Annotated in this window: 13 protein-coding genes and 1 tRNA gene; 8 read left to right on the top strand and 6 right to left on the bottom strand. The window is 33.6% G+C overall.

Features of this window, described 5'->3' with window-relative positions:
- Positions 1-82: 82 nt before the first annotated feature.
- The 4 genes from CVD18_RS05285 (at position 83) to CVD18_RS05300 (ending at position 5017) form a co-directional block, all read left to right on the top strand.
- Positions 83-1075: an aspartate-semialdehyde dehydrogenase gene (locus CVD18_RS05285; protein ID WP_103864402.1), complete on the top strand. Its 993-nt coding sequence runs from the start codon at positions 83-85 to the stop codon at positions 1073-1075.
- A gap of 151 nt (positions 1076-1226) precedes the next feature.
- A complete protein-coding gene (locus CVD18_RS05290; protein ID WP_103864403.1) occupies positions 1227-1595 on the top strand; it encodes a DoxX family membrane protein in 369 nt (122 codons plus the stop codon).
- Between the two features lie 201 nt (positions 1596-1796).
- The gene (locus CVD18_RS05295) at positions 1797-3965 is read left to right on the top strand and encodes a prolyl oligopeptidase family protein (RefSeq protein WP_103864404.1); all 2169 of its coding nucleotides are present in this window, start codon (positions 1797-1799) and stop codon (positions 3963-3965) included.
- Between the two features lie 80 nt (positions 3966-4045).
- Entirely contained in the window at positions 4046-5017 is a 972-nt protein-coding gene (locus CVD18_RS05300; RefSeq protein ID WP_103864405.1) for an ABC transporter ATP-binding protein, read from the top strand.
- Here CVD18_RS05300 and CVD18_RS05305 read toward each other — a convergent pair.
- The 6 genes from CVD18_RS05305 to CVD18_RS05330 form a co-directional block, all read right to left on the bottom strand.
- The gene (locus tag CVD18_RS05305; RefSeq protein ID WP_103864406.1) at positions 5014-5772 is read right to left on the bottom strand and encodes a UDP-2,3-diacylglucosamine diphosphatase; all 759 of its coding nucleotides are present in this window, start codon (positions 5770-5772) and stop codon (positions 5014-5016) included. The genes CVD18_RS05300 and CVD18_RS05305 overlap by 4 nt on opposite strands.
- A gap of 46 nt (positions 5773-5818) precedes the next feature.
- A complete protein-coding gene (locus CVD18_RS05310; RefSeq protein WP_103864407.1) occupies positions 5819-6271 on the bottom strand; it encodes a 6-carboxytetrahydropterin synthase in 453 nt (150 codons plus the stop codon).
- Between the two features lie 325 nt (positions 6272-6596).
- Positions 6597-6779 (bottom strand): hypothetical protein, encoded by a 183-nt coding sequence (locus CVD18_RS05315; RefSeq protein WP_103864408.1) that lies wholly within the window; start codon positions 6777-6779, stop codon positions 6597-6599.
- Between the two features lie 76 nt (positions 6780-6855).
- Positions 6856-7620, bottom strand: coding sequence for an enoyl-CoA hydratase/isomerase family protein (locus CVD18_RS05320; RefSeq protein WP_369858580.1), 765 nt, complete (start codon positions 7618-7620; stop codon positions 6856-6858).
- 186 nt (positions 7621-7806) lie between these two features.
- Positions 7807-9144: an MATE family efflux transporter gene (locus CVD18_RS05325; RefSeq protein WP_103864409.1), complete on the bottom strand. Its 1338-nt coding sequence runs from the start codon at positions 9142-9144 to the stop codon at positions 7807-7809.
- Positions 9141-9659, bottom strand: coding sequence for a GNAT family N-acetyltransferase (locus CVD18_RS05330; RefSeq protein WP_369858581.1), 519 nt, complete (start codon positions 9657-9659; stop codon positions 9141-9143). The genes CVD18_RS05325 and CVD18_RS05330 overlap by 4 nt, the downstream gene beginning before the upstream one ends.
- A 161-nt stretch (positions 9660-9820) precedes the next feature.
- Here CVD18_RS05330 and CVD18_RS05335 point away from each other — a divergent pair.
- From CVD18_RS05335 to CVD18_RS05350, 4 genes are all read left to right on the top strand, one after another.
- A tRNA-Ala gene (locus tag CVD18_RS05335) sits at positions 9821-9894 on the top strand.
- A 276-nt stretch (positions 9895-10170) separates the two neighbouring features.
- On the top strand, positions 10171-14685 hold the full coding sequence (locus tag CVD18_RS05340) for a hypothetical protein (RefSeq protein ID WP_146052708.1): 4515 nt from the start codon (positions 10171-10173) through the stop codon (positions 14683-14685).
- 54 nt (positions 14686-14739) lie between these two features.
- A complete protein-coding gene (locus tag CVD18_RS05345) occupies positions 14740-19614 on the top strand; it encodes a DUF6443 domain-containing protein (RefSeq protein ID WP_103864412.1) in 4875 nt (1624 codons plus the stop codon).
- A complete protein-coding gene (locus tag CVD18_RS05350) occupies positions 19604-19978 on the top strand; it encodes a hypothetical protein (RefSeq protein ID WP_103864413.1) in 375 nt (124 codons plus the stop codon). The genes CVD18_RS05345 and CVD18_RS05350 overlap by 11 nt, the downstream gene beginning before the upstream one ends.
- The last annotated feature ends 336 nt before the right edge of the window (positions 19979-20314 follow it).

The following is a 20314-nucleotide window of genomic DNA, read 5'->3' on the forward strand; positions in this document are numbered from 1 at the left end:
TAGGAAATATTTCTCAAATTTGTATAGTGTTAAAAAAAGTTCATGACCTTCGCCATTTGCGAAAGAAAATAAATATAAACTGATGAAAGTAGCTGTAGTAGGTGCTACCGGTCTGGTAGGAACCGTTATGTTAAAAGTATTAGAGGAAAGAAATTTCCCAGTAACAGAATTAATCCCCGTAGCATCAGAGCGATCTATAGGAAAAAAGATCTCATATAAAGGCAAAGAGTTTTCTGTAGTTGGTCTTTCTACTGCCGTAGAAATGCAACCTGATTTAGCTTTATTCTCTGCAGGAGGAAGTACTTCTCTAGAGTGGGCACCAAAATTTGCAGAAGCGGGGATTACTGTAATAGATAATTCATCTGCATGGCGAATGGATGCTACAAAAAAATTAGTAGTTCCAGAAATTAATGCCAAAGACTTAACAGCAGCTGATAAAATTATAGCAAACCCTAATTGTTCTACGATACAATTAGTAATGGCTTTGGGACCATTACATGATAAATATAAAATAAAAAGAGCTGTCGTTTCTACATACCAGTCTATTACAGGTACTGGTGTAAAAGCAGTACAGCAATTAGAAAATGAATATGCTGGCGAAAAAGGAGAAATGGCTTATCCATACCCTATTCATCGTAATGCAATTCCTCATTGTGACGTATTTCAGGAAAACGGATATACCAAAGAAGAAATGAAGCTGGTAAACGAAACCCAAAAAATCCTTGATGATCGCACGGTTGCAGTAACAGCAACTGCTATTCGTATTCCAGTAGTAGGAGGACATAGTGAGAGTGTAAATTTAGAATTTGACCAAGAGTTTAATGAAAATGAGGTGAGACAACTTCTCAATGATACATCAGGAGTTACTGTACAGGATAATCCAGATACCAATACATATCCTATGCCTATCTATGCAGAAGGCAAAAATGATGTTTTTGTAGGTAGAATTCGTAGAGATCATTCTAGAGAAAATGCACTTAATATGTGGATTGTTTCTGATAACCTGCGTAAAGGAGCAGCTACCAATGCTGTACAAATAGGTGAATATCTAGTAGAAAATAAATTAATAGGGTAATACCTATTTATACACGATATTATACATCCTTGCTATTAATTTGATAGCAAGGATTTTTTATATAAAAAAGATCTTTACAAACTGATATTATGTAAGGATTTGAATAATTGTGCCTCTAATACAGGAGTTTAATGTCTAAAAAAAGTGAAAAATGAATAAATTGATTTTAGTCTTACGTATTATATTGGGAGCCATATTAGTCATTTTTGGAAGCAATAAGTTTATAGGGTTTATTCCTCCTTTTGAATTTGTAAACTCAGATGCAGGTGTTTTTTTTGGAGCATTGGCAGGGAGTTATGTTTTAAAAACAGTAGGAATTATCGAGGTAATTGTAGGGCTTTTGCTACTTGTGAATAAAGCGATTCCTTTTGCATTGGTAGTATTAGCGCCTATATCTATAAATATTATTTTGTTTCATGTTACGCTAGATCCCATAAATATTGGCCCAGGAGCATTTGTTTTCTTTGTAAACGCATTGTTGATTATTAAACATTGGAATACTTATAAACCGCTTTTCTAAAATCATTTTTTTTTGTTTCTTACAAAAGATTCTGACTGCTCGATGTATATCTTCAACATAATGCTATACCCCAAAGCAATAAGTAAGAAATCCTACCCTTTCTGTATGGGATAATTCATTGAGCAGTCTTTTTTATATTTTCTTTAGCATTTATAGCAACTTCTTTTGATAGATTTGTGCATTATACTAATGTATTATATCATGAAAAAAGCACTTTTTCTAGTATCCATCACTGTATTAATGATGGCATGCAAGAACCAAACTAAGGAAGAACCGAATAAAACTACTACGACATTGAATTATCCTGAAACCAAAACAGTGGATACAGTAAATACGTATTTTGGCACTGAAATAAAAGATCCATACCGTTGGCTAGAAGATGACAGAAGTGAGGAAACTGGAAATTGGGTAGCAGCACAAAACAAAACTACATTTGGTTACCTAGAAAAAATTCCATTCAGAAAAGAACTAAAAGATCGTTTGTCTAACCTCTGGAATTATGAAAAAGTAGGAGCTCCATTCAAAGAAGGAGGTTACACCTATTTTTCTAAAAATAATGGATTGCAAGATCAAAATGTTCTCTACCGTTATAAAAACGAAGGAGATGAGCCAGAGATATTTCTAGACCCAAATACATTTAGCAAAGATGGTACAACCTCATTAGGAGGAATCAATTTTTCTAAAAACGGTAAATTGGTAGCCTATGCTATTTCTGAAGGAGGGAGTGATTGGCGCAAGATAATTATCAAGAATGCAGAAACCAAAGAAATTATAGAAGACACAATTATCGATGTTAAGTTTTCTGGAATTTCTTGGAAAGGAAACGAAGGGTTTTATTATTCTAGTTATGATAAACCAAAAGGAAGTGAGCTATCTGCCAAAACAGATCAGCATAAAGTGTATTATCACAAGCTGGGAACCTCTCAAAAAGAGGATGCTTTGATTTATGGAGGAACAGAAGAAGAAAAACACCGATATGTAAGTGCCAGTGTTACAGAAGATGATACGTATCTTATTATATCTGCAAGTATTTCTACATCAGGAAATAAATTGTTTATAAAAGACCTTACAAAACCAGATAGTGAATTAGTTACTATTATGGAGAATACAGATAATGACACCTATGTTATAGAAAATGTAGGAACTACATTGTATCTGGTTACCAATTTAGATGCTCCTAATAAAAGAATTATTACCGTAGATGCATCTAATCCAACACCAGAAAATTGGAAAGATTTTATTCCTGAAACAAAAAATGTGCTTAGCCCTAATACAGGAGGAGGATATTTTTTTGCTGGGTATATGGTTGATGCTGTATCCAAGGTACTACAATATGATTATGACGGAAAATTAATTCGAGAAGTAGAATTACCTGGTGTAGGAAGTGCTAATGGGTTTGGTGCAAAAAAAGAAGAAAAAGTACTATATTTTTCTTTTACCAATTACAAAACACCAAATAGTATCTATAAATATACTATTGCAGATGGAACTTCTGAATTGTACCGTAAGCCTGCAATAGATTTTAATCCTGACAACTACGAAAGCAAGCAAGTTTTTTATACTTCAAAAGATGGTACCAAAGTACCTATGATTATTACTCATAAAAAAGGAATCGAGCTTACGGGTAAGAATCCAACTATTTTATATGGTTACGGAGGATTTAATATAAGTCTTACCCCTGCATTTAATATTGCAAATGTTGTATGGATGGAGCAAGGAGGAGTCTATGCAGTACCAAACCTGAGAGGTGGTGGTGAATATGGTAAAAAGTGGCATGATGCAGGTACAAAAATGCAAAAACAAAATGTATTTGATGATTTTATAGCAGCAGCAGAATACCTAATAGAAAATAAATATACATCTAGTGATTACTTAGCGGTTCGCGGAGGTTCTAATGGAGGATTATTGGTAGGTGCTACCATGACGCAAAGACCAGACCTTGTGAGAGTAGCATTGCCTGCGGTGGGAGTGCTAGATATGTTGCGTTACCACACGTTTACTTCAGGAGAAGGATGGGCGTATGATTATGGTACCTCGGCAGATAGTAAAGAGATGTTTGAGTACCTAAAAGGATATTCTCCTGTACATAATGTAAAAGAAGGAGTACAATATCCTGCAACTATGGTTACTACAGGAGATCATGATGATCGTGTAGTACCAGCACACTCGTTTAAATTTGCAGCAGAGTTACAGGCAAAACAATCAGGTGATAATCCTACTTTGATCAGAATAGAAACGAATGCTGGTCATGGTGCAGGAACGCCAGTGAGTAAAATTATCGAACAATATGCAGATATGTTTGGATTTGTACTCTATAATATGGGGTATGAAGTGTTGCCAGAAAAAACTACAAAAGAAATAAAAAGCTAAACCCTTGGTTTATAAAATAAAAAAGTCCGTTTTCTGAAAAGGAAGCGGATTTTTTTGTTAAAGTTCAATATATTTGAGTAATGCTAAAAATAGATAACATATCCTTTGCTTATGATACGCTTCCTGTTTTAAAAAACATTAGTTTTACTATTGAAAAAGGGCAGCATATTGCTCTTATAGGAGCTAGTGGATGCGGGAAAAGCACACTATTAAAAGTTATTTATGGTCTTTTGGATTTAGACCAAGGAGAACTCTCATGGAATGGAAATAAAATACTGGGTCCACTTTTTAATCTTGTGCCAGGAGAAGAAAATATGAAATACCTATCACAAGGTTTTGAGCTACAATCCTATCGTAGTGTTGCAGAAAATATAGGGCAGTATCTTTCTAATTTTGAACCCGAATTAAAACAAGGTAGAGTCAATGAGTTACTAGAAATAGTAGAAATGGCAAGTTTTGCAGACACAAAAGTAGAAAACTTGAGTGGTGGTCAAAAACAAAGAGTAGCCCTAGCAAAAGCATTGGCAAAAAGACCAGAATTATTATTGCTTGATGAGCCATTTGGTAATATTGATAACTTTAGGCGTAGTTCTTTGCGAAGAAACCTCTTTAGGTATCTGAAACGAAATAAGATCACTAGTATTACGGCTACACATGACAAAACCGATATCCTTTCTTTTGCAGATCAAACAATAGTAATTCGTCAAGGAGAGGTTCTTACAAAAGAGAATACGATTACCTTATATAAAAACCCTCCAGATTATTATATAGCTTCTCTCTTTGGAGAAGTTAATAAAATCAAATTATCTTCGATTTCTGCCCTAGATGATACAGGTGATATTCTGGTATATCCTCATGAGATAAAAGTGCATCCCGATGCTAAAAATAAGGCAAGGGTAAAAAAGGCATACTTCAATGGGAATTATTACCTAATTGAAGCTGTACTTGATAATTCATTAATTTTCTTTAATCACCATAGTAAATTGATGGCTCGAGAAATGATAGGGGTTACAGTTGCAGATGAAATTATCGAGAAACGAAAACGAATTTAAGGGGTGTATTTTTCTAATTTTAGTTCATTACCATCATATACTGCATACGTATAATGTACAATCCAGTCCCCAAGGTTGGTGTATTGTGATTGTTCATTTAATTGTATTTCCATAGGGAGATGTCTATGACCAAACACAAAATAATCTCTATGTTTATTCTCTAATTTTCTCTTACAGTATTGTACTAGCCATTCATTATCTTCTCCTAAAAAAGTTACATCTTCATCACCAGATATCAGCTTGTTTTTTACAGATAGATATTGTGCTAATCGCACACCCAAATCTGGATGTAACCATCTAAAAAACCATTTAGCGATGGGGTTGGTAAACACTTTTTTCATTCGTTTGTACCCCTTGTCTCCAGGACCTAGACCGTCACCATGGCCAATAAAAAAAGTAGTGTCATTAAAAGTAAATTCTTGAGGTTTGTGATATACAGGTATATTCAGTTCTTCTTCAAAATAGCCATTCATCCAAAGATCATGATTACCCACAAAGTAATACACAGATATTCCAGCGTCCGTAATTTCTGCTAATTTACCTAGTGTCCTAGTAAATCCTTTAGGAACTACCGTTTTATACTCAAACCAAAAGTCAAATAAATCTCCTAGTAAAAAGATAGCTGCGGCGTCATTTTTTACTTCATCTAGCCATTGTACAAATTTTTGCTCTCTAGGAGAACTCTGTTCAAATGTTGGAGCTCCTAAGTGATTATCACTGGCAAAATATATTTTTTTCCCTTTAGGAAGGTTCATAAGTATAATTTATAGTAAAGATAAAAAAGAACAAGACCTTGTAGGTTTACATATTATCAGAGGCATACCATTCTGCATAAGATGTTTCTGTCTCTTTCAGTTTCAAAGCATGTAACTTGATATTCTCAGGTAATTTGGCTTTAATTTTCTTTGCAAAATCAATAATCATATTCTCACTGGTAGGTTGATAATCTACCAATATAACATTATGTCCTCTGTCTTGTAGTACTTTTGCCAATTCAAGATGAGGTGTGTTTTTATTAAAAACAGTGGCATGGTCAAAAACATCTTCGATATCTTCTTTTACGATTTTTTTGAGATCGCCAAAATCGATTACCATTCCTAGTTTTACATGAGAGGTATCTGTAATGGGGGTTCCTATTACAGTTACACTTAGTTTATAACTATGTCCATGTACATTTTTACATTTACCATCATATCCATATAAGGCATGACCAGTTTCAAAAGAAAATTGTTTTGTGATACGAACTTTACTCATCGCTTACTTTGTAATTTTTGGCAAAGTTACGGAAGATTACCTTCTCTTTCTCTTATTTATAAAGTAAACAACAATCAAAATAATTCCTAATATCAAGAATAATCCATTGCCACTTAAAAAGCTGAGTATTTCCATAGTTTTTTATATAAAATAAGAGTATTAATATTAAGTCGGTATTAGTATGTAATGATACCAAATAAATTTTGAATTTGATAATATACTTGGTATTAGAGCAATAATAAAGCGGGTTTTACCCGCTTTATTATTTTTATAAGGTTTAGGTGAGATACAGTTCGTAAAAAAAGAAAATCACAATAAATAAATCTTAGCATGCAGTTTTGCACGCATTATAACTTGCCAGACAATTAGAGCCTCCAGTTGTTAAACAAGTGATATAATCTCGTCTGCAATCAAGAAAACAATTTCTAGAAGCTCCTCCATTAATACTTGATTGTTCTGCTTTTTTTAAAGGCTGAACATTACTTAAATTTAAAAGGTTTTTTAACATGATTATAGGTTTTAAATTGCAAGGATGTAATGTAGGAAAAATAATACGGCAATTAATGAGGTTTCCCGTAGCTCTCTTATTTTTTGAATTTCTCTAATCCATTTTTAGTAAACTCAGAAAGAGCAAGTTCTCCAGATATAATTGCTCTCTCAATAAGAAGTTCTTGCCAATGTTCTGTTCCTTGCCAGCTTACTTTTTTCATTTGCTGAGTTGCTTTTGGGTTGTAACTAGCTATTTTTTCGGCAAATAATTGTATTTCTTTATCTAATTCTGATAAGGTTTCAAAAACACGAGCATACAACCCTTTTTCTTTGGCCCAATATGCATTCTTCCATTGAGAGGCATCCCATGTTAATGTTTCAAAAGCAGCACGACCTATTTTTCGCGAAACAACAGGCTCGATAACAAAAGGGCCTATGCCAATACTAAGTTCACTCAGTTTTATCGAAGCAGTTTCAGTAGCCAAACAATAATCACATGCAGAAGCTAATCCTACTCCTCCGCCAACAGTTTTACCTTGTATACGTCCAAGAATAGGTTTTTTGCATGTTCGCATAGCATTGATCACATTAGCAAACCCTGAAAAAAAATGTTTTCCTTCTTCTATATTTGATATGACTGTTAATTCATCAAAAGAAGCCCCTGCACAAAAAGCACGATCTCCTTCTGATTTTAAGATAATTACATATACAGATGGGTTTTCTGATAATTCATCAAAAGCTTTCGCTAATCTAGTAAGTAATATAGAAGGAAAAGAATTACTGGCATCATGACCAAATTCTATTGTTGCAATATTGTTTTCGGTATGTGTATATAAACTTCCGTTGGATCTTGGTATCATTATTGTTGTAACTTTTATAGTAAAAATAATCAATACTATTTATATGTAATATAATATCTAATAGAAGTTTATATAAATAGTAGATAAAATTTAAGGAAATATGCTAGAACAATTTTTTGAAAAAAACAGATTGCGGATAGGAATTCTTTTAATTCTTATCTATGCTCCATTATTATTTATACTTATTTATCCTTTTTGAGTAATTAGGGGTAAAAACTTATTCCTAAACTTGAGGATAAGGGATATACCTCTGAATAAGGCCCATACGGTAAATGCAATCCATATTCCGTATAGTTTTAGATCAAACAAATTACATAAATACAATGTTGGGATAAAGCCTAAAAATGTTGCTCCTAATAACACATTTCTCAAATATCCCATTTCTCCTAACCCTTTGAATATTCCATCAAATACAAAGGCAAATCCATTGATAGGTTGTACAATCAATACTATAAAAAAGACACTATAAAATGTGTCGAGCACGATAGCTTCACTTGTAAATAATTTTCCGATAGCTTCATAAAATATAAATCCAAATGTTGCTAGAATGAGACTTACACAAATTCCGTAAGTAGTGACACGTTTACTTAGTTTCCATAATGATTTGTAATCTTTGGCCCCTAGTAGCTTTCCACTTAGGATATTACCAGCACCACCATACCCATCAATAAAAAATGCAGTAAACATCCATATATTCATTGCTATGGTATAAGCGGCAATATACTCATCGCCATATTCTGTGGCATTAGAAGTGGCAAAATATAATGCTGTATTCAGAGCAATAGATCGTACAAAAAGATTAAGGCTCATGGTAACTAGTCTGCCTAGTTCTTTGTTTAAAGGGAAACGTAATTTGAGACTCACATTAGTTTTAGTTAATAACAATGCAAAGACAATAATAGCCATGATAAGTTGAGAGATGAGGCTTGCCCATGCTGCTCCTTGAATTCCCATAAAAGGGATAACTCCTTCGATACCGTAAACAAGTATAAAGTCTAGTATAATATTGGTTATTGCACCAATCAATGCAACGATCATTGGCCAAAAGGTGTTTTGAAGCCCTCTAAAGATTCCAAAAACGGCAAAAGTGAATAAGGTCAACGGGAATCCCCAAACTCTAATATCATAATATGCTACACAATATTCTAGAATGAGACCTGATGCATTATAAAGTTTAAAAATCTCTTCAACAAAAAAAACAGTGGATAAGAGTACGATTATGCTAAGGCTTATATTAAAAAAGATGGCCTGTGCGGGTAATGTTTTTACTTCTTCTATTTTACCTGCTCCTAAATATTGTGAAATAATAGCAGAAATAGCACTACGGGTTTGCCCAAGAATCCAGATTAGAGCAGATAAAAATGACCCTACAATTCCTGCCGCAGCAAGAGATTCTGTACCATAGTCAGGAATATTACCTACAATAGCTGTATCTGTTATTGAGAGTAGTGGTTCTGCGATACCAGCAACAATAGCAGGTATAGCGAGACGGTTGATGTTTTTAAAACTAATTATTGTACTCATAGAGTGAGCTCATAACAATGAAAAGGATGTTCGCTCTGTTTTGGAAAATAAATATCATCCAGACGTTGATATCCTCGGATTTCATAAAATTTTTGATTTCTTTTATTTTGACTAAAGGTGTCTAGTCTTATGGACTGATATTGGTTTTCTTTGGCATATTGTTCTGCAAATGTCATTATCTGTTGTGCATATCCTTGCCCCCAGTATAAAGGATGAACTGCTACACGGTGTACATATAGGTTATTGTGGTTGTTGGTTAACCATTTTACGGATATATATTCATCATCCATGAAATCGGTAAGTACAATTATACCTATAAGATGCTTATTTTCTTCATAAAGATATAGCTCTCCAGATTGAACATCTTTTTCAAAACGTTCTTGCGTAGGGTAGTGTTCATTCCATTGATGAATTCCGTTAGCAATCATAGCCTTGGCACAATCTTGAGTTAAAGAATGAATGGCAGTAAGATCAGAGGATAAAGCTTTACGAATCATAATTGTAAGAAAATTCAAAAATACGAACTTTATGGGCTAGAAAATAATGATCTGGGATATTCAAAGATACTATTTATCAGAAGAGTTATTCTCACGGTTATAAAAATAAAAATGCTTTGTATTTATAAATGAAAAAAATAAGTATTTTTGGTATCGATATCGTTACTACTGATAAGATTGGGGATGTAGCTCAGTTGGCTAGAGCGCTTGACTGGCAGTCAAGAGGTCGTGGGTTCGAATCCCATCTTCTCCACAAAGACATTTTTTTCAAATGCCAGACAATTTTGTCTGGCATTTTGATTTTAAAAAACATAACGAATACATATATAAGACAGGTTTATGTATTGATTACCAGTCTTTAAACTTGTTTTTCATACACTAAGTAATCTTGCAGTTAGTATTGGGAATATAATCTTTTCAAAAAAATGTTATTTTTTTTCTTTCAGTTTCAAAAAACGGGACTTCTAATGCTTACTATTGCACTGGGAAAAAATTAAATTAATAATTACTTAAAACAAACTCACAAACAATGCATACACTATTTGTATCCTTATTTTCTTGTGGTATTACCATGAGAAAAATAATAATAGGGTTATTTATTCTAGGGATAAGCAGTATTTCATCCTTTGGTCAAAATGCTGTTCCTGTAAACCAATTTAATGTAAATTCAGCTTTAGGTGTTTACAATGTAAGTACGCCCAATATGGCTAGCTTTCAAAAAATAACACAAATACCCATGAATCCATACACTGGTAGGGCAAATGTTACTATTCCTTTATATGAGGTTCAATCAGGGGGTCTTAGTGTTCCAATTACTATCTCGTATAATACCTCTGGGGTAAAGATAGGTGATATCCCATCCTCAGTAGGGAGTAACTGGTCATTAAGCGCAGGAGGAAGTATAAATAAGACGGTAAAAGGTCTTGAGGATTTTTATTATAAAGCAGAAAAAACACCTCGAGTTGATAATCATTATACGTTAAAAAGTTTAGGGTGGAGTCATCGTTTAGATTATGCTTCTCATACATCAATACAATCATTATTAGGAGCTACTTTGCCTTTTGCATTACCAGCCAATAATAGTGCTGATATGAATACCAATGCATTTAATTTACAAACAAAGCATGATGACCCAAGGCCTGATATTTTCAATGTGAATGCCCCAGGATTATCAACATCATTTGTACATCGCTTGGATAAAAGTGTGATGGAATTACACCATCAAGGGAATAGTATTACTTCTACTTTTGGAGAGAGTAATCCTATTAATCTATTTGGATTTGATGATGGCTGGCAAGGAGTAAGAACCATTAAATGTGTTAATAATATTAGCATAACCAATCCACAAGGTATTACCTATCAATTTGGGAATCTTGATATTTCTCAAAATGCAGATACATTTCATACAAAATCAAGAGATAGAGAAAGAAAATATGAGGTGTACTCTTATAATCAGGTAGATACTTATCATTTGTCATCTATAAAGAGTAATACAACCCATAGAGAAATAAAATTTGAATATGATACCTACAGATTATCAAGTAGTGAGGTTAAATTAACACAGGTTAAAAGTTATCTAGGAAGTAGTCTTGATACAGGAAGACCGCTAAACCCTTTTGTTCATGAGGCTCAGTTTTTAAAAACAAAACATCCGCAATTAAACAGACTTAATACCATTATTTTTGAAGAAGGTTCAGTAGAATTTATTCATGCTAAAAATAGAGAAGACCTATTAGGAGACCGAGCTTTGACCATGATTAAAATTAAGAACTTTCATGGGGAGGTAATTAAAACATTTAAGTTTGAGTATACTTATTTTGAATCGAGTTTAAATTGTACCACTCCTGAATGTAAGCGTTTACGACTAGATCGAATTCGTATATTTAATAAAATAGGAGGAGAACTACCTGGATATGTATTTAGTTATGATGCAACACCATTACCTCCACGAGGGACTTATAATCAGGATTTTTTAGGATATGCCAATGGACCTGCAATTGCTCGTGATGGATATCCAGCCTTTCCAAAGCTATATTTTTCTGTTAATAAAGGGAAATATTCCTTTTTTCCAGTTTCATTAGGTCAAAATTATCGTGAATTACCAGGAGATTATTCTATGGTGCCCGACCTAAAATATGCAAAAGCTGGAGCTTTAAAGAGTATACGATATCCAACAGGAGCTTCTACACAGTTTTCATACGAACTAAACTCTTTTTTGGTAAACACCAAAGAAATAAAAGGAGGAGGTCTTCGTATCAAATCTCAGCGTATTATAGATGAAACAGGACATCAAGAGGTACTCGACTATCGTTATATTGATACCGATTGGAAACCATCTGGGCAGTTAAATGCAATACCTACTTACGGTAATGTAAAGATTGGTTATGGGGATTCGACAAATGGCAATCTAGAAGACCTTCTTTTTGAGGTATATTCATCTTCACAATTTCAGGCAGAACTAACAGATGGTGCATATGTTGGATATTCTAGAGTTTTGATTAAAAATCGAGAAAATCATGGAATAACCGAAAATATATATACAAGCTCAAAGGACGAGCCTAATATACAGGCTCCCGTATATGATATAGGAACATTGTTTAGAAATCAAACAAATGCAGTAAGTGAGCCCGCTGTTACTTTTTATAATAAAAATGGAGGTTTCCAAAATGTAATGGTAGATGAAGGTTTATCTCGAGGGAAACTAAAACTACAGCGTTTGTATGATGCTACAGGTAAATTATTACAAAGAACTAATGTTACCTATACAAAGGATGTTTTAGATTCCTTTTCTGTAGATCTAATACAGATAGAAGGGGATTTTATCGATCCATCTGGAGAACCATCTACGCGTTCAAATTATTATTCACAAAAATTAGATTTGTCATCGCAACGCCATATAAAAACAGGAGAAAGTGTAAAAGATTTTTATAAAGATGGTACCACCAAAACTACTCAAACAAATCAAAAATATCACCCCTTGTTTTCTGTGCTTAAAGAACAAACTGCAACCAACAGTTTAGGAACGCCTGTTAAAAACATCTTTTACTATCCCGATGAAAAAACATCTCTGTCTGGTCTAAGTACTACAGAATCCTTGGCAATTGATCATTTGATTAATACTAAAAGATATACTACGCCAATCCAAAGTGAATCTTATGTAGGAGATAAAAAAATTCAAACGCAGCGCACAAGTTTTAAAACTTGGCAAAATTCAATTATAGCTCCAGAACTGCAACAAACAGCCAAAGAAAATACAGCTTTAGAAAACAGAATAGAGTATAAACAATATGATGGATCAGGTAATGTATTGTCTGTATTGCAAACTGATGGAGTTGAAACCTCTTATATCTATGGCTATAAAAACAGTGCGATAATTGCGGTTTTAAAAAATGTTCCTTATAAGGACATTCCACAAGCTACCATTACACAATTACAACAACTATCTAATGAAGATAGTAATGCTACCACAGAGCAAACATTTAAAAACGCATTAGATGCTTTGAGAGCTACCTTTATCCAAGGGCAGATAACTACCTATACTTACAACCCTTTAATTGGAGTAACTAGTATTACAGATCCTATAGGTATGACTACATATTATTATTATGATGATTTTAACCGTTTACAAACTATTAAGGATCATTATGGTAAAATTCTAAAAGAATATTGTTATGGCTATAAAGGAGCAAGTAGCCCGTGTAACAGAACAGCACCAATAGTTGATATAAATGATATTGTAGGAAATGAATCGTCTAAAGTTTATATAGAAGTGGGGACTCTAAAAGATTATCGTATTCCTATTCCTAATGAACCATATGTATCAGAATATTATTGGCCAGAAATAGAGGAGAATACTGTGACCAAAAATAAAAGCTTACATCCTGTATTATATTTTCCTAGACCAAAAGCACATGAAAATGGAGTACCTAGTGTGCCTATTACCTTAAGTGGATACAATCTGCCTTATCCTGATGCGTTTTACAGTTCAGGATGGTGGACAGCCAGAAAAGGAATGTCTTATAAATTAGTAGGTAAAGATGTAGATAACACATCAAATAGAGTAGAATGGGGTATTGTTTTAGCAAATGGGAAAGAAATAACTATGTCTGCAACTGTATCAGAGTTACCCAATGTATTGTTTCCTGTTGGTTGTCTAAATGGAGTAACTGGAAAAATATTTTGTAGAATAACTAAAACAGGCTCTGGTACTACTACAGTTTCTGGAACAACTACTTCAGAAATATACTATAGTAAGCCTGTTGTATTTAAAAAAGGATTACACTCCTATGATAGATCAACTACTTATTTTTTAACAAATTCGAATACCAATGTTTGTGAAGTAGTAGCCAGTACAATTTCAGGTATAGAAGATACTAATTTTCCTTCAACAGGTTTCGATATTCCCTGGGGGTATAGTAATTGGGATATTGATCTGGAGCAAGATCCTGATTCTACTACAATTACTGTTGGAGGTACAGGTAATCGAAATACAGAACTAGATCGTATAAAAGTTCACTTAAATTACGGACAATATAAAATTCCTATTCCTAGTGATTTTAATGCTACAGAATTTCCTTGGAGAGAAGGAAGTAGAGCTAGTTTACATCCTGTATTTTACTATCCACGACCTCATTTAATAGATAATATTACAATACCAAGTGCTGCACAGTTCAGTACTGTTTTTAAGCTACAATACCCTAAATCATATTACAGTTCTGGATGGTATACAGAGCGAGGAGGATATCGTTATAGTATCACGGGATTAGAAGCAATAACAACGCCTTATACCACAGAATGGTTTATAGAAATAGGAAAGGCAAAACATCCTCTTGGAATATTTATCCCTGAAACTACCGAAATCTTTTTTATACCAAGAAGTCTGATAGGTCAAACAGGACAGCTAGTATGCAGAGTTACCATAGGCCCTTCTGCAAACCCCACTAGAATTATGGATATTAAAAGTGAGCTTACAACTTTTCAAGAAGGCATGTTGTCGGTGGATTTAGAAAGGGCAACACTTACTCCTTTTGACTTACAGAACTAATAATGTAAGCAACTATTGATATTCAAAATATTTTAATTATTAAGAGATTGTATTATGAAAAAATTATATATATACATACTAGCGATGCTATGTACCCTAACAGGGTATTCGCAATTGCTGCAACCTATATTTCCTGGCCCAACTCCTACTCCTATTGGTCCTATTGGTCCTATTGGCCCAATTGATGATATATCAGTGAAGTATTATAGAGATGCTGATGGGGACACATGGGGTGATTGGAATGATAAGAAATCATATATTCCAAATATATTTAATCCAAATCCACCTGTTGGATATGTTACAAGAGCTGGAGATTGTGATGATACAAATGATCAGGTATTTCCAAGAACATGGTATTTAGATTTTGATAAAGACGGACAAGGAGGTGAGAAGGATTTAAGATTGACTGAAGGAAGTTTTATATTTAAAGGGTATCCAGTTCCTTCAGTATTTTCACAAAACCTAAGGCCTCTTTATATCACAATCTCCGCAAAATCATATTGGGGATGTTATCCTAGAGGTTCTTATTCCTATTCTACAAAAAAAGGGGATTGTAATGATAATAACAGTGCTATTAAGTTTCAAACGTGGTATCGTGATAAAGACGGAGATGATTATGGTACAGAGACCGATACCAAACAACAATGTGATCAACCACCTGGATATGTGTTAAAAAAAGGGGATTGTAATGATAATGATGCTAATTCAATACCAAAATACTGGTATCGTGATAAAGATAATGATGGTTGGGGTAAGGCTGTTTTTATAATAACTCCTGAAGGAGGTAGTACCAATATAAAAATACAGTGTGATCAACCACCAGGGTATGTTTTAAAAAGAGGAGATTGTAATGATGATGATCCGTCTATAATACCAAAATACTGGTATCGTGATGATGATAAAGATGGCTGGGGTGTTATCGTAGATACTGCAGAATTAAATAATAGTTTTAGTAGAAAAGTAATATCATCCTGTACAAAACCTACAGGTTCATATGTTTTAAAAACAGGGGATTGTAATGATGATAATGAATTGACACATCCAGATGTTATATGGTATCAAGATATAGATAGAGACACTTGGGGTAATGTTGCTATTACCAAAAAACAATGCAGTCAACCAGCAGGTTTTGTGTTGAGATCGGGAGATTGTAAAGATGATGATAATCAGATACACCCAGAAACTGTATGGTATAAAGATGGTGATGGAGATAGATGGGGAGATGCTACTATTAACAAAAAACAATGTAGTCAACCTACAGGTTTTGTGCTAAAATCTGGAGATTGTAAAGATGATGACAATCAAATGCACCCTGAAACTGTATGGTATGTTGATGCAGATAATGATGGATTTGGAGAAGAAGGAGATATCAAACAGCAATGTAATCGCCCTATTGGATATAGCGCAATAAAAGGAGATCAATGCCCTGGTGTTTATGGCACAGATGCTGGCTGCCCTTCTGATGAGTATATCAACCCATACATCAGTGATCAAAATTTTATATACACGCGTACTCCACAAAAAGAGATTAGTGATTTATCAGAAATTCAAAAGCGACAAGACGTAATTGAGGAGGTAACTTATTTTGATGGATTTGGAAGACCAATACAACAAATAGGAATAGCACAGTCAAAAGGAGGAAAATTACATCCTTTTAAAGATATTATACAGCATTTTTCTTATTCAAGTATTGGTAGACAAGATAAAGATTATCTCCCTTATGTAGAAGGAATAGAAGACTATAGCGGGAGCTATAGAAAAGGAAACAAGGAAATTGCGTTACAGTATTATTATAAAAATCGATATCAGGATGATTTTCAAGGGGTAGAAAATCAAGCGGTCAATCCATACTCAGAACGTCAGCATGAACGCTCACCTTTGGCCCGATTAGAAAAACAAGCTACTCCAGGAAAAGATTGGGCAATGGGTAACGGACATGAGATCAAGTTTGAACACACTACCAATACCATACATGAAGTACAAGCATTTACAGTTACTTTTACTGCTAGTGGAGAAACAACTTTAAGTAGCCCAATACCCTATTATCCTGTGGCAAGTCTAACCAAAAATATTACCAAAGATGAGAATTGGGTATCTGGTAGTGATCATACCACAGAAGAATTTATAGATAAACAAGGAAGAGTACTCTTAAAACGAACCTATAATGCGGGGCAACAACATAATACCTATTATGTATATGATGATTTTGGGAATCTCTCATATGTACTCCCACCTAAAGTAAATACTACTGATGGGGTAAGTCAGAATGAACTTGACCAACTTTGCTATCAATACAAATACGATTACAGAAACCGTTTGATAGAAAAGAAAATTCCAGGGAAAGGATGGGAGTATATCGTATACAACAATCTAGATCAACCAGTAATGACCCAAGATGCTCTTTTAAAACAAGAGAACCAATGGCTCTTTACCAAGTATGATACTTATGGAAGAGTTGCATATACAGGAAGTATTATAGATAATCGTGAAAGAAATGTTCTACAAACCGAACTAAATAGTTTTGTAGGATCATTATGGGTAAAGCGTGATATAGCTGTTATGACAGGAGGCGTTACTATGTATTATAACAATGATGGATATCCTAATGCCCAAAATGCAGAAATATTAACCATTAATTATTATGATGACTATGAGTTTCTACAAAATACTTCATTTACAGCTCCAACTACAAGTTTGGAACAAGCAATAGCTGCAAATACAAAATCGCTAGCTACTGGTAGTAAAGTAAAAGTATTGGGAACCAGTTATTGGATTACCACAGCAACTTGGTATAATAAGCGTTTACGGCCAGTCTATTCTATTACAAAGAATGAATACCTCAATACTCAAGATGTTGTAAAAAGTAAATTTGATTTTGTGGGTAAAGTACTAGAGGAGCATACACAGCATCTTAAAGATAATAATGCACCTATTGTTACGATAGATACCTACCAATATGACCATATAGGAAGGTTATTAACACAATATCAGAAAATCAATGACCAAGCCCCCGTACAATTGGTCTTAAATTCATACAATGAGCTCGGGCAATTACAATCCAAAGCTGTTGGAGGAGGATTACAGAATATAACATATGATTATAACATACGAGGATGGCTCACCGATATTAATAAGAATAAGGATAATAACCTTGCTTTTCAGCCATCGAATCCAGACACTTCTCTTGATAAGCTGTTTGTTTTTAAGATCAATTATAATACTCCAGAGCATGGAGCTACCCCTTTATTTAATGGGAACATAAGCGAAACAGAATGGGAAACTGCCAATGATTATACACAACGATGGTACACCTATTCTTATGATGGATTGAATCGCATCAATAGCGCTATAAGCAATGATAGCAGATATAACTTGAGTAATGTTACCTATGATAAAATGGGAAATATTTTAACCCTACATAGAACAGGTGCTATTGTTGAAAATATAGACCCAACAAATTCACAACACTTTGGGGTAATAGATCAACTTAACTATACATATGGTGATAATAATATTGGAAACAAATTAGTAAAAGTAACCGATGCTTCTAATAAGCCTTATGGATTTAAGGATGGTAGTACTACTAATGATGATTATAGCTATGATGCCAATGGGAATATGCTCACAGATCAAAACAAAGGCATTACAGGAATTACTTATAATCATTTAAACTTGCCTACAGTAGTTACTGTAGATAATGCTTCTGATACTGGAAATATTACTTATATTTACGACGCCACTGGAGCGAAATTAAAGAAAATCGTTACAGAGGGAAGTTCATCAACAGAGACCGCTTACATAGGTAAGCATGTCTATAAAAATGGAAATCTTGAGTTCTTTAACCATCCTGAAGGCTATGTGGAGAAAGAAGCAGATGGGTATAAATATGTATACCAGTTTAAAGATCATCTTGGTAACGTACGATTATCTTATAAAGATGCTGATAAGAATGGTTCTATTACTCAGGATGAAATTATAGAAGAGAAGAATTATTATCCCTTTGGGCTGCAACATAAAGGTTACAATTTTGCCGTGAATGGTAGGGAACATAACTATGGTTTTGGGAATAAAGAAGAACAATCTGAACTTGGTTTAGAATGGTTAGACTTTGGAGCTAGAAACTATGATATTTCTTTAGGGCGTTGGATGAATATTGATCCACTTGCAGATAAATATAGAGATTTTAGCACCTATGCATATACAGCAAACAATCCTATTTTGTATCTAGATCCTGATGGTAAAAAAATCATTGTTGGGAATAACACAAAAGATGCTTTAACAAAACTTGCTCAAATAGCAGCCACTAATTTGGGAAGAGGAAGACTTGACCAATTAATTAATTCAGCTCGAAATTATACAATGGAAAGTGTTTTTTGGTCAAGAAACTCATCTTATGATGGTAAAGGAGAAATTGGAAGATCAAGAACAATATATTACCCTTCATCTGTTTGGAGATTTGGTATTGGTGGTGGTCATCCTAGCAGTACGTACGTTACTGGACATGAAATAAATCATGCATATGACCATGATTTAGGATATAGAATAACAGATAAAAAAGCTAGAGAAAACTCTGCGGTTAGATTTGGTAACTATTTGAGGTCAGTTTATGGAGAAGATGATATGCGAACGTCTTATTTTGGTCTAGGCTTAAGTTTTAATGACAATCCTAAATCATATAATAAAAAAGGTGAAGGGGTAAAAGATTTTACAGAAATATTAAGTGTAGAAGCTGGTGGAAGTACGTTTTTAGGTTTTAGTTATGAAAAATCAGAGGGAGGAGAAACATCTACAGAATATATGCTTTCTGTAAAAACAAAAGATGGAACTTTTGCATATAGGAGATTTGACAATAAAAAAGAATACGATGCTGCTGCAAAAAGGGTAAACGAATATCAGAAAAAACAAAACGAAAAAGAAGATGAAAAGTAAAGCTATAAATATCATTATAATCATTTTCCTTATTGTTGACGTATTACACTATTTTACAATGAGGATGAATCCCGAATATTCAAATATTACAGAAGCATTTTACGAAAGTAATCAGACAACTTTTATTAAATGGATGTTATGTTTATTGAGTATAATAGGTTTGTTTTTTCTAAAAAAACAAAAGGAAGCTTCTTATTTATTAGCTATTGTGTCAATAGCTATGGTATGGGTATGCATCGTAGATGGTCCGCTAAATCATTTATTACTTTGGTATAGTGAAGTATCATTATCGATATTAGGAATCTTTGGAATCTATTTATTGTATTTAAGTGGAAATAAAATTTTGAATAAAAATAAAATTTAACCCGATAGCACGGATTTTTGTAATCTGTGAAACATACAAGTAAGAAATAAAAGCAAAGAACCAGTTACATTTATTTGTAGCTGGTTTTTTATATTTTATAAAATATAGCGGTTTATCCTTTGTATAATTTAGCTACATTTTTATCGATAAGATAATCAGACATATTAGTATTGTTATAGATCACTTCTGCAATGTAGTATTAAAACGTATGATTTAGACGCGAAAACATACAATAAAGGAAATAAATTATTGTCTAGATTAAAGAGTGACATTAATAAACTAGATAATTTGAGTGGGAAAACAAGTTGGGGAGGAACAGTTGTTGAAGAAGGAATG

This window comes from Aquimarina sp. I32.4 (genome assembly GCF_002924285.1).
Taxonomy (GTDB): Bacteria; Bacteroidota; Bacteroidia; order Flavobacteriales; family Flavobacteriaceae; genus Aquimarina.